We start from the raw sequence: 11811 nt of genomic DNA, 5'->3' as shown, positions 1-11811 counted from the left end.
TATTTCGTAGTGAGTTCTATTTTCTTATTTATTATCACTCTAATGAGTGCAACCCGTATATCTTCAGACCCGAGGCTGGCAATTGTTCTATTGGCAGCCGGTGAGGGCAGCCGCATGGGCTCCATTCCAAAAGCCTTGCTACTGAAGGATGGCAAAACTCTGCTGCAAGGCTTTTGTGAGATGGTGCAAGAGCTAAGACCGGTTGAGTTTGTGGTGCTTACGGGATTTCATGCGCAGGCGATTGAGGCTGAGCTGGCAAAGATTGGCAAAGCACTCAATATTGCTGTGACTGTTCAACATAATTTCAATGCACAGAATGGCCAAGGTTCTTCAGTACGACTAGCGCTAGAGAGTTTGCAGTCTCAGTTTGATGTGCTTGCGGTCTGCCTCAGTGACCAGCCTAATATTGGGCATGAGGAGATTGAGTATTTGCTTGGACAATTTTCAAAACGCCAGACTAATCAAGAAATCATCATGCCCGAAGTAAATGGGCAACGTGGCAACCCCGTACTCTTTTCCAAAAAGGCTGTGGAGAATATTTTGTCAATACCAGGTATGGTTTGCCGAGCTTATATGGATCAGCATCCTGAGCTGATCACAGTCTGTGAAATTGATAATCCAGCCTATGTTTTGGATGCCGATACCGAAGCAGATATTCAAAAGCTCGGAATCACACGCGCTTAAATCTCAGCGATTAATTCAATCTCAACGCAGGCACCCAATGGGATTTGGGCTACACCAAAAGCACTGCGAGCATGTTTACCCGCATCACCAAATACTTCAAACAGCAGCTCTGAGCAACCATTCACAACGAGATGTTGCTCAGTGTATTCACTTGTGGAGTTCACTAAGCCCATGACTTTAACAATGCGCTTGACTTTGTCGAGTGAGCCCAGATGATTTTGTAGTGTAGATATTAAATCAATGGCAATAGAGCGAGCGGCAGCTTTGCCTGTCTCGGTGTCCATATCTTTACCTAGCTTACCAACCCAAGGCTTGCCATCACGCTTGGCAATATGGCCAGACAAAAATACAGTATTGCCAGTCGTTGCAGCCATCACGTAGGCAGCAGCAGGAGGCCCAGGAGGTGGTAAATCAATGCCAAGGGCTTTCAGGCGTTCGCTAATATTGCTCATAGTGATATTTCTGTGTAAGTAAATAAATTGAGTAGCAATCTTACTGGTAAATTACTTTGAAAGCGTACGCATGGCGCTCTCAAGGCCACTAAGGGTGACTGGATACATGCGATCTTTCATGAGATTTTTCATAATGTCGATGGATTGGCGATACTGCCAAATCGACTCAGGTTCTGGGTTAAGCCAGACAAAATGTGGGAAATGATTTAAGAGGCGATTGACCCAAACTGCGCCAGCTTCTTTATTGTTGTATTCCACCGAGCCATTGGCGCTCAGAATCTCGTAAGGCGACATCGTGGCATCACCCACAAAAATCAGCTTGTAATCCGGACCATATTTGTTAATGATGTCTTGAGTGGAGGTAAGCTGATCTCTGCGGCGGCGATTGCTTTGCCAAAGGTTTTCATAAATACAGTTATGAAAGTAGTAATACTCTAAATGCTTGAACTCAGCTTTAGCGGCGGAGAAGAGCTCACCGATCTGCTTAATATGGTCGTCCATAGATCCGCCAACATCCATCAGCAATAACACTTTGACCTGGTTATGACGCTCGGGGCGCATCTGAATATCCAACATACCAGCATTAGCAGCCGTAGAGTGAATCGTCTTATCTAGATCAAGCTCCAGCACTGAGCCTTCCCGAGCAAAGCGGCGGAGGCGACGTAATGCAACCTTAATATTGCGTGTGCCTAGGGCTAAATCACCGTCGTAATCTTTAAATTCTCGAGCTTCCCAGACCTTGATAGCAGTCCGGTTGCCAGCGCTCTCGCCACCAATCCGGATTCCTTCTGGGTGATAGCCGCTGTGACCAAAAGGAGAGGATCCACCAGCCCCAATCCATTTGTTACCTCCGCCATGCCACTCTTTTTGCTCTTTGAACAACTCTTCAAGTCGCTTCTTAAGTGCTTCTGGGCCGCCCAATTTTTGCAGCGCCGCCTTTTCCTCATCCGTTAAGACACGTTGTAATTTCTTCTCTAGCCAATCCATTGGTATATCGGGAGATAAAGCAATGATTTGCTCAACGCCTTTAAAGTAGCTCCCAAATACTTGATCAAAGCGATCAAAGTGTTGTTCATCCTTTACCAAAGTCATACGTGAGAGTTGATAAAACTTATCAATCGATGGTTGAATGACGCCTGACTTAAGAGCTTCTAGGAGGGTTAAAAACTCTCTCACGGAAACAGGCACTTTAGCCTCCTTCAAATTGAGAAAGAATTGAATCAGCATGTGCTTGCTCTAAACTGATTTAACGATGGTTGCGATTCATCATGACTAGACGTTCAAATAAATGAATATCTTGTTCATTCTTCAACAAAGCGCCATGCAAAGGGGGCACCACTATCTTGTCATCTTGGCTGTAAAGCGCCTCAGGGGGAATATCTTCAGCCAGCAAGAGCTTGAGCCAGTCTATTAACTCTGATGTAGAGGGTTTCTTCTTAAGTCCCGGTAGGGAGCGGATCTGATAGAAAGCTTTGAGGGCCGCATCTAATAGATCCTGCTTGATATTGGGGTGATGTACGTCCACGATGCTTTGCATGGTTTGAGCATCTGGGAAGGTGATGTAATGAAAGAAACAACGGCGTAAAAAAGCATCTGGTAATTCTTTTTCATTATTCGAAGTAATGATGACTAGAGGGCGGTGCTTGGCCTTAATCAGTTCTCGTGTTTCGTATACATAAAATTCCATGCGATCAATTTCACGCAACAGGTCATTCGGAAATTCAATATCGGCTTTATCAATTTCATCAATCAGGAGTACTGTAGGCTCATCCGCTTCGAAGGCTTGCCACAAAACACCTTTCACAATGTAGTTGCGGATATCTTTGACTTTCTCATCTCCCAGTTGTGAGTCACGCAAACGGCTGACAGCATCGTATTCATACAAACCTTGTTGCGCTTTGGTAGTGGATTTTATGTGCCACTGCAAGAGCGGCATATTCAAAGCGGCTGCAACTTCTTCAGCCAACATCGTTTTTCCTGTGCCGGGTTCACCTTTAATTAGTAGAGGTCTTTGTAGTGCCATCGCTGCATTGACGGCAAGTTTGAGGTCATCGGTCGCAATGTAGCTTTGACTCCCATCAAAACGGCCTGAGGATGGAGGTGATGACTTGGATACGAATTTGTTCATTAGGTGCGTTCGAAAGGTCTTTTATTGGACGTTCAAGTATAGGTAAATCAGGCTAAATTTTCAGTATTTCTAATGATTTTGGGCTCAGGATTGGGTAAACAATGGTTAAGAGGGCGTCTGTCCGCTATACTCTTTCAGATTGATTTAAATCAAACTTATTAATACTGATTTCTATGAAAAAACTCTCAATTCTTTCTAAATTGCTCGTCTGTTCTGGTCTGGTTTTTGTTGGATTCTCTGCCCAGGCTGACGAAGTGAAGGGTAGTGCTGCCGCTGGTAACACTAAAGTTTGGCTCTGCGTTGGTTGCCACTCTATACCCGACTATAGAGCTGACTATCCTTTGGTTTACAGAGTGCCAATGTTGGGCGGCCAAAATGCTGCCTACATTACTACTGCATTATCTGAGTACAAAAAGGGCGAAAGAAAGCACCCAACAATGCGTTCAATTGCTACAAGCCTCTCTGACCAAGACATGGCTGATATTGGCGAATACTATGCTGCGCAGACTGCCAGCTCACCTAACAACCCATTGAAGTGATAGAGGCACGTTTATGAAATTTGCACTAGTTACCGCAGTTCTGCTTTCCAGTATTGGTTTGATTAATGTTGCCAATGCTGCTAGCGCAGATAAAGGCCAAGCTTTGGTTGAGAAGGCGAATTGCGCTTCTTGCCATGGCGCTGGTTTGAATGCTCCGATTATCCCTGCTTATCCAAAATTAGCAGGTCAATATCCTGATTACATCTACTACGCTTTAAAGGCGTACAAAGTAGGTAATGGCAACGCTCAGTACGGTCGTAATAATGCGATTATGAGTTCACAAGTTCAAGCATTCTCGGACGCTGACTTGCATGATATTGCTGCTTATGTAGCTTCCTTGCCTGGAAACTTCGTTATTAAGAAGTAATTCCCGCTGAGCTGTACTTAAAATAAAGGCTTAGAATAATCTTCTAAGCCTTTATTTCTTATAGGTAAATTTTTTATTTCAAGGCCTCAAGACCTCTTGCTAAATGCTTACGCATGGCACTTTCTGCACTAGCCTGATCTCGTTTAAGTAGGGCATTTAGAATACCTCTGTGTTCGATTAATGAATTTTGCAGTCTTCCTGTGCTGGTTAGGGAGTCTCTGCGGTGCAGTTTAAGTACCTTACGCAGGTCTGCAATAACGCCGTTCATCCAGCGATTTCCGGCAATTTCTTGGATTAATTCATGAAATTTCCCATTAATTTCAAAAAATTGCTCAATATCGCGATCTGCAGCAGCTTTTTCTAGACGATGATGCCAATAATCCAACTGGTTTAACTCTTCCTCTGTTGCTTTTGCAGCTGTTTCTCTAGCTGCTTCACCTTCAAGCAGGGAGAGAATGGTAAAAATCTGCTCTAAATCCTTCCTGGCTACCTCAGTTACATAGGCACCACGACGCATCTTGATGGTAACAAGCCCTTCAGAAGCCAAAACCTTGATTGCTTCGCGCATTGGAGTTCGGCTGATGCCAAATTGTTCAGCCAAGCTTTGCTCGTCTAACCAGCTACCAGGTGGTAATTGTTTGGCAAATATTTGTTCCCGAAGTCGATCAGCGACGTCTTCGTAAAGTGGGCGATTATTCATTTTTGTATTCATAATTATGAATACATGATAACTAGACAATTTTTAAATAGTCAAGCAGAATTACAAAATCTTATATGCAATGCAACAAAATTTACAGGAGTGTTTTGTGAGTTCAGAAAAGAAAACCCCAACGAGCCCATGGCCATCATTTCCAGAAACGAATCTGGAGGCATGGAAAAAGTCAGCGCAAAAATCTGCTCCAAATGGCGAAGTAGACAAGCTTGGTTGGAAAACTCCCGATGGCATTCAACTCAAAGCGCTTTACACATCTTCAGATACCCAAGGTCTGAATTACACCGATACACTGCCTGGATTTGAGCCTTTTGTACGCGGTCCGCAAGCGACGATGTATTCAGTTCGTCCATGGACGATTCGTCAGTACGCAGGCTTTTCTACTGCAGAAGAATCTAATGCCTTTTATCGCAAAGCATTGGATGCAGGCGGTCAAGGTGTGTCAGTTGCTTTTGACTTAGCAACACACCGAGGTTACGACTCTGATCATCCACGCGTTACTGGTGATGTTGGTAAAGCCGGTGTAGCAATTGATTCCGTTGAAGATATGAAAATTTTGTTTGACGGTATTCCGCTCGATAAAGTTTCTGTATCGATGACCATGAATGGCGCTGTTCTCCCCGTGCTTGCGGGCTATATCGTGGCTGGCGAGGAGCAGGGCGTTAAGCAAGAGCTTTTGTCAGGAACGATTCAGAATGACATTCTGAAAGAGTTCATGGTGCGCAATACGTATATCTATCCACCAGAGCCTTCAATGCGCATCATCGGTGACATTATTGAGTACACAGCAAAACACATGCCGAAATTTAACTCAATCTCGATCTCGGGTTATCACATGCAAGAAGCTGGTGCGAACCAAGTATTGGAATTAGCATTCACATTAGCAGATGGCAAAGAGTATGTAAAAACAGCGCTAGCAAAAGGTTTGGATGTTGACGGTTTTGCTGGACGTCTGTCGTTCTTCTTCGCAATTGGGATGAACTTCTATTTAGAGGTAGCCAAATTGCGTGCGGCACGTTTGTTGTGGTGGCGCATTATGAAATCATTTGAACCTAAAAATCCAAAGTCTTTGATGTTGCGTACGCACTGTCAAACATCGGGTTGGTCATTAACAGAACAAGACCCATATAACAACGTAGTGAGAACCACTGTTGAAGCCATGGCTGCGGTCTTTGGTGGCACCCAATCCTTACATACCAACTCTCTAGATGAGGCAATCGCTTTGCCGTCAGAGTTCTCAAGCCGAATTGCCCGAAATACCCAGTTGATTCTGCAAGAAGAAACTCATATCACTAGCGTGATCGATCCATGGGCGGGTTCATACATGATGGAGAACCTCACTCAAGAGATGGCTGATAAGGCCTGGGAAATTATTCAAGAAGTCGATGCCATGGGTGGCATGACGAAGGCTGTAGAAAGTGGTTGGGCTAAGCTTAAGATTGAAGCAGCGGCAGCAGAAAAACAAGCCAAGATCGACTCAGGCTCAGATGTCATTGTTGGTGTTAACAAATACAAACTCGGCAAAGAAGATCTCGTTGATGTCTTGATGATCGATAACGATAAGGTCCGTGAAGGTCAAGTTGCGCGTTTGAAAGATATCAAAGCTAAGCGCGATAGTAAAAATGTAGAGACCGCGTTAGAAGCATTAACCAAGGCTGCTGAGGACAACTCTGGCAATTTATTGGAGTTATCCGTTAACGCAATTCGTTTGCGTGCAACCGTTGGGGAAGTCTCTGATGCATTGGAAAAAGTTTACGGGCGCCATCGCGCCGATACTCAAAAGGTGACCGGAGTGTATGCAGCCGCTTATGACTCAGCTGAGGGCTGGGCAAAACTACAAACAGAAATCGCCGACTTTGCTAAAGACTTTGGTCGTCGTCCGCGGGTGATGATTGCCAAGCTTGGTCAGGATGGTCACGACCGTGGTGCCAAAGTAGTAGCTACTGCCTATGCAGACTTAGGCTTTGACGTTGACATCGGACCTTTGTTCCAAACTCCAGAAGAGTGTGCTCGACAGGCGATTGAGAATGACGTCCACGCTTTAGGCGTTTCAACTTTAGCGGCTGGTCATAAAACATTGGTTCCAGCCATCATTGCCGAACTCAAGAAGCAAGGCTCTGATGACATCATCGTCTTCGTTGGAGGCGTGATTCCAAGACAAGACTATGAGTTCCTTTATGAAGCAGGTGTTAAAGGAATCTATGGTCCAGGCACACCAATCCCAGCTTCGGCTAAGGATGTGCTTGAGCAAATTCGTAAATCCGTAAAACCGGTTTAATCCAAGCTTAAAGCACCGTGAGCATGCTCGAAGCCGCTGATCTTGCATTAGTAAATGATCTGACTGGTGCGCCAACGCTAAAACAGCGTCGGGCACTGGCCAAAGCCATTACTTTGCTGGAATCAACCCGTTTAGATCATCGTAAACGCGCTGATGAAGTGCTCAATACGCTCTTACCTAAAACAGGCAAGTCCTTTCGCTTGGGTATCTCTGGGGTTCCAGGGGTTGGTAAGTCCACTCTCATTGAAACGCTGGGCCTGTATTTAATTGAAAAGGGCCATCGTGTTGCCGTTCTTGCGATTGACCCATCATCCAGTCTATCTGGTGGTTCTATTTTGGGTGACAAAACCCGGATGGAGCGCTTATCTGTTCTGGAGAATGCATTTATCCGTCCGAGCCCGTCTTCATTGACGCTCGGTGGAGTCGCGGAGAAAACCCGTGAAGCCATGTTAGTCGCTGAAGCCGCTGGCTTTGACATCATCATTGTCGAAACCGTCGGTGTTGGTCAAAGTGAAATTGCTGTGGCTGGTATGACAGATATGTTCTTGCTCTTGCAATTACCAAATGCTGGCGATGATCTGCAGGCAATCAAAAAAGGGGTCATGGAGATTGCCGACTTGATTGTGATCAACAAGGTTGACCTAGACCCTGATGCGGCGATGCGCGCACAACTCTTTATTACTAGTTCATTGCGGTTATTGGGCTTTCAGGGAAATCCTGATCATGCTTCACATAATGAAAATTACTGGCACCCAACCGTTATGACGCTCAGCGCCCTAGAGGGCAAAGGCGTTCCTGAGTTATGGGACAAGGTCACCCACTTTGAAAAACTCCAGCGTGCTAATGGCAAGTTTGACTCACGTCGCAAGCAACAAGCTGGTGCCTGGATGTGGGATCGCATCGATGCAGGACTTAAGAACGCATTTCGTAGTAATGAGGCGGTTCAGTCGCTTCTACCTAGTTTAGTAGCACAAGTTAATCAGGGAACCATGGCGCCTTCAGTAGCAGCAAGACGTCTTTTGGAGTCCATGGGACATGAATTTTTCTAAGGAGTAGGTAATGAAGGAAATCATTCAACAACTAGAAGCAAAGCGCGAGCTCGCACGCTTAGGCGGCGGGCAAAAGCGTATTCAGGCTCAGCATGCTAAGGGTAAGTTAACTGCCCGAGAGCGTATTGAACTTTTGCTTGATGCTGGCACATTCGAAGAATGGGATATGTTCGTTGAGCATCGTTGCCACGATTTTGGAATGGGTGATCAAACTGTTCCAGGTGATGGCGTGGTAACTGGTTATGGAATGATTAACGGTCGTTTGGTGTTTGTATTTTCACAAGACTTTACGGTTCTAGGTGGCTCATTATCGGAAGCGCATGCTGAAAAGATTTGCAAGATCATGGATCAAGCACTCAAAGTTGGCGCACCAGTGATTGGATTAAATGACTCAGGCGGAGCACGTATTCAGGAGGGTGTTGCTTCCTTAGGTGGCTATGCAGAGATCTTCCAGCGTAACGTGACAGCATCAGGGGTGATCCCTCAGATTTCCTTGATCATGGGTCCATCTGCAGGTGGTGCGGTGTATTCACCAGCGTTGACCGACTTTATCTTCATGGTCAAAGACAGTTCCTATATGTTTGTTACGGGCCCAGAAGTGGTTAAGACTGTGACTCATGAAGATGTTACCTCTGAAGAGTTGGGTGGTGCAGTAACGCACTCAACGGTTTCTGGTGTTTGTGACTTGGCATTTGAAAATGATGTGGATGCGATCATGATGTTGCGTCGCTTCTTTAACTACTTACCCTTATCGAATCGCGAAAAACCACCTTTAATCAAAGGCGCAAATCGCACTGAAGAACCAGATTTCTCCTTGGATACCTTGGTGCCTTCCAACCCAAATCAACCTTATGATATGAAAGAGTTGATTGCAAAAATTGCTGACGATGGTGAGTTCTTTGAGCTTCAGCCTGACTATGCAAAGAACATCGTGATTGGCTTTGCACGCATGGAAGGTCGCTCGATTGGTATCGTTGCAAACCAACCTTTAGTTCTAGCCGGTTGCTTGGATATTAAGGCATCTATTAAGGCGGCACGATTCGTGCGCTTTTGTGACGCCTTCAACATTCCAGTAGTGACCTTGGTTGATGTGCCAGGCTTTATGCCGGGAACTGCCCAGGAATATGGCGGCATTATTAAGCATGGCGCTAAATTACTCTACGCCTACGCTGATTGCACGGTTCCTAAAGTAACGTTGATCACCCGTAAAGCCTACGGTGGTGCTTATGACGTAATGGCCTCGAAGCACTTGCGCGGTGATGTCAATTTTGCCTGGCCTTCAGCAGAGATTGCAGTGATGGGCCCCAAAGGCGCAGTAGAAATTATCTTCCGTGAAGAAAAATCGGATCCAGAAAAAATTACTGCCCGTGAAGCCGAGTACAAATCGAAGTTTGCGAATCCTTTTGTGGCAGGCCGTCGCGGCTATATTGACGATGTTATTTTGCCGCATGAAACTCGTAAGCGCATTGCCCGCTCACTTGCAATGCTCAAAGATAAAGATTTGAAGAATCCTGCGCGTAAACACGGCAACATTCCTCTGTAAAGGCGCTGACAAATAATGACTACAAAAATGTTTAAGAAAATTTTGATTGCTAACCGCGGTGAGATTGCTTGCCGTGTCATGAAAACCGCTAAGAAGATGGGCATCAAGACGGTTGCCGTCTATTCTGAGGCTGATAAAGAGGCGCGTCACGTACAAATGGCTGATGAGGCTATCTGCATTGGACCTGCGCCTTCTCGTGAATCCTATCTCGTGATGGATCGCATCATTCAGGCCTGTAAAGATACAGGTGCTGAGGCGGTTCATCCGGGTTACGGCTTCTTGTCTGAGAATGAGCAGTTTGCTAAACGTTGCGAAGAAGAGGGTATTGTCTTTATTGGCCCTAAGCATCAATCAATTGCAGCGATGGGTGACAAAATTGCATCCAAGAAGCTTGCCTTAGAAGCAAAGGTCAATACCATCCCAGGTTACAACGAAGCCATTGATACCAACGAAGAGGCCGTCAAGATCGCCCAAGGCATTGGCTACCCAGTGATGATCAAAGCATCGGCTGGTGGTGGCGGCAAGGGCTTGCGCGTTGCCTTTAACGATAAGGAAGCGGCTGAAGGTTTTGCTGCTTGTAAAACCGAGGCCATGAATAGCTTTGGTGACGACCGCATCTTCATTGAGAAATTTGTTGAAGGCCCACGCCATATTGAAATTCAGGTTTTGGGTGATTCGTATGGCAACGTGGTTTACCTAAACGAACGTGATTGCTCCATTCAGCGTCGTCACCAAAAGGTGATCGAAGAGGCCCCATCACCTTTTATTGATCCTGCTACTCGTAAGGCTATGGGTGAACAAGCTGTTGCTTTGGCAAAAGCGGTGAACTACCAGTCAGCTGGTACGGTGGAATTCGTGGTTGGTAAGGATAAGTCTTTCTACTTCCTTGAGATGAATACTCGCTTACAGGTTGAGCATCCAGTAACTGAGAGTATTACTGGCTTAGACTTGGTTGAGCAGATGATTCGTGTGGCTGCAGGTGAGAAGCTGGCGTTCAAACAGGAAGAGGTAAAGTTGGATGGCTGGTCAATGGAGTGCCGTATTAATGCAGATGACCCATTCCGCAACTTTTTACCTTCGACTGGCCGCCTAGTTAAATACCGTCCACCAGAGTCTATCAATGGTGTACGTGTAGATACTGGCGTGTATGAAGGCGGTGAGATACCGATGTACTACGACTCTATGATTGCGAAGTTAATCGTACATGGTAAAGATCGTACAGAGGCAATTGAGAAGATGCGCTCTGCATTAAATGATTTTGTGATTCGGGGTATTCATTCAAACATCCCATTTCAAGCAGCCCTGTTACAACATCCGCGTTTTGTGAACGGTGATTTCACTACCGGCTTCATTGCTGAAGAATATCCAGAAGGCTTTAAGAAGGATTCTGTACAGCCCGCTGATCCAAAGCGCCTAGCTGCTTTGGCTGCATTCATGCGTTATAGATATCTTGAGCACATCAAAATGATTGATGGCCAATTAGCAGGTCATGAGATGGTGATTGCCAAGAAATTTGTTGTAGTGACTGGCAAAAAGACTGGTTCAATGAATGATCCATATGAAGAGCCAGTGCGCATTGAACTAAAAGATGGTATTTACTCCGTCTATATTGACGATGCTGACGGCGTGAGCCGTTATGACATTGAGAGCGACTGGCGTCCTGGGCAACTTGCTTTGCATGCCACGATTAATCGCACCAGCAAAATAACAGCCCAAGTTGAGCGTAAGGGTGCGCGCTTCTATTTAGTGCTTGATGGTGCGCATTACGAGTGTATGGTACTAAGCCCATTGGGCGCAGAACTTCAGCGCCGTATGCCTGTGAAGCTGCCACCGGATACCTCTAAGTTGGTCATGTCACCCATGCCAGGCTTATTGACCAAGATCGCTGTTAAGGTTGGTGAGGCGGTTACTGCTGGCCAAAAATTAGCCTCGATTGAAGCAATGAAAATGGAAAACACAATCTCTGCTGCTCAAGATGGTGTTGTTTCTGAAATCTGCGCTAAAGAAGGCGATAGTTTAGCGGTAGATCAACTCATCATTCGTTTTGAATAAGAAGGCG

Annotated in this window: 11 protein-coding genes; 7 read left to right on the top strand and 4 right to left on the bottom strand. The window is 45.7% G+C overall.

Going from position 1 to position 11811, the window contains the following annotated elements; genetic code table 11:
• Window positions 1–42 precede the first annotated feature (42 nt).
• Complete coding sequence (locus A8O14_RS05525) at window positions 43–684, top strand: nucleotidyltransferase family protein (RefSeq protein ID WP_216217797.1); 642 nt, start codon at window positions 43–45, stop codon at window positions 682–684.
• On the opposite strand, the gene A8O14_RS05520 is transcribed toward A8O14_RS05525, so the two are convergent.
• The 3 genes from A8O14_RS05520 to A8O14_RS05510 are packed head-to-tail and all read right to left on the bottom strand — an operon-like array spanning window position 681 to window position 3264.
• A complete protein-coding gene (locus A8O14_RS05520) occupies window positions 681–1136 on the bottom strand; it encodes a RidA family protein (protein ID WP_068948600.1) in 456 nt (151 codons plus the stop codon). The genes A8O14_RS05525 and A8O14_RS05520 overlap by 4 nt on opposite strands.
• A 51-nt stretch (window positions 1137–1187) precedes the next feature.
• Entirely contained in the window at window positions 1188–2363 is a 1176-nt protein-coding gene (locus A8O14_RS05515; protein WP_068948599.1) for a vWA domain-containing protein, read from the bottom strand.
• Between the two features lie 19 nt (window positions 2364–2382).
• Complete coding sequence (locus tag A8O14_RS05510; protein ID WP_068948598.1) at window positions 2383–3264, bottom strand: AAA family ATPase; 882 nt, start codon at window positions 3262–3264, stop codon at window positions 2383–2385.
• Between the two features lie 173 nt (window positions 3265–3437).
• Here A8O14_RS05510 and A8O14_RS05505 point away from each other — a divergent pair, with 173 nt between their 5' ends.
• Both A8O14_RS05505 and A8O14_RS05500 read left to right on the top strand, forming a co-directional pair.
• Complete coding sequence (locus tag A8O14_RS05505) at window positions 3438–3803, top strand: c-type cytochrome (RefSeq protein WP_068948597.1); 366 nt, start codon at window positions 3438–3440, stop codon at window positions 3801–3803.
• A 13-nt stretch (window positions 3804–3816) separates the two neighbouring features.
• Window positions 3817–4170, top strand: a complete 354-nt coding sequence (locus A8O14_RS05500; protein ID WP_068948596.1) for a c-type cytochrome — start codon at window positions 3817–3819, stop codon at window positions 4168–4170.
• Window positions 4171–4243: 73 nt separating this feature from the next.
• Here A8O14_RS05500 and A8O14_RS05495 read toward each other — a convergent pair whose 3' ends face one another.
• Window positions 4244–4882, bottom strand: a complete 639-nt coding sequence (locus A8O14_RS05495; protein WP_068948595.1) for a GntR family transcriptional regulator — start codon at window positions 4880–4882, stop codon at window positions 4244–4246.
• 94 nt (window positions 4883–4976) lie between these two features.
• Here A8O14_RS05495 and scpA point away from each other — a divergent pair, with 94 nt between their 5' ends.
• The 4 genes from scpA to accC are packed head-to-tail and all read left to right on the top strand — an operon-like array spanning window position 4977 to window position 11804.
• Window positions 4977–7160, top strand: coding sequence for a methylmalonyl-CoA mutase (scpA, locus tag A8O14_RS05490; protein WP_370623005.1), 2184 nt, complete (start codon window positions 4977–4979; stop codon window positions 7158–7160).
• Between the two features lie 23 nt (window positions 7161–7183).
• A complete protein-coding gene (meaB, locus tag A8O14_RS05485) occupies window positions 7184–8209 on the top strand; it encodes a methylmalonyl Co-A mutase-associated GTPase MeaB (protein WP_068948593.1) in 1026 nt (341 codons plus the stop codon).
• A gap of 10 nt (window positions 8210–8219) precedes the next feature.
• Window positions 8220–9752, top strand: coding sequence for an acyl-CoA carboxylase subunit beta (locus tag A8O14_RS05480; protein ID WP_068948592.1), 1533 nt, complete (start codon window positions 8220–8222; stop codon window positions 9750–9752).
• Between the two features lie 15 nt (window positions 9753–9767).
• Window positions 9768–11804, top strand: coding sequence for an acetyl-CoA carboxylase biotin carboxylase subunit (accC, locus tag A8O14_RS05475; protein ID WP_068948591.1), 2037 nt, complete (start codon window positions 9768–9770; stop codon window positions 11802–11804).
• The last annotated feature ends 7 nt before the right edge of the window (window positions 11805–11811 follow it).

It is taken from the genome of Polynucleobacter wuianus (genome assembly GCF_001659725.1).
Lineage (GTDB): Bacteria > Pseudomonadota > Gammaproteobacteria > Burkholderiales > Burkholderiaceae > Polynucleobacter > Polynucleobacter wuianus.
This window is presented reverse-complemented; position numbering and strand designations above follow the sequence as displayed.

Coding starts and splice junctions, on each gene's coding strand:
- A8O14_RS05525 (WP_216217797.1), top strand. CDS start 43: ATGAGTGCAACCCGTATATCTTCAGACCCGAGGCTGGCAATTGTTCTA.
- A8O14_RS05520 (WP_068948600.1), bottom strand. CDS start 1,136: ATGAGCAATATTAGCGAACGCCTGAAAGCCCTTGGCATTGATTTACCA.
- A8O14_RS05515 (WP_068948599.1), bottom strand. CDS start 2,363: ATGCTGATTCAATTCTTTCTCAATTTGAAGGAGGCTAAAGTGCCTGTT.
- A8O14_RS05510 (WP_068948598.1), bottom strand. CDS start 3,264: ATGAACAAATTCGTATCCAAGTCATCACCTCCATCCTCAGGCCGTTTT.
- A8O14_RS05505 (WP_068948597.1), top strand. CDS start 3,438: ATGAAAAAACTCTCAATTCTTTCTAAATTGCTCGTCTGTTCTGGTCTG.
- A8O14_RS05500 (WP_068948596.1), top strand. CDS start 3,817: ATGAAATTTGCACTAGTTACCGCAGTTCTGCTTTCCAGTATTGGTTTG.
- A8O14_RS05495 (WP_068948595.1), bottom strand. CDS start 4,882: ATGAATACAAAAATGAATAATCGCCCACTTTACGAAGACGTCGCTGAT.
- meaB (WP_068948593.1), top strand. CDS start 7,184: ATGCTCGAAGCCGCTGATCTTGCATTAGTAAATGATCTGACTGGTGCG.
- A8O14_RS05480 (WP_068948592.1), top strand. CDS start 8,220: ATGAAGGAAATCATTCAACAACTAGAAGCAAAGCGCGAGCTCGCACGC.
- accC (WP_068948591.1), top strand. CDS start 9,768: ATGACTACAAAAATGTTTAAGAAAATTTTGATTGCTAACCGCGGTGAG.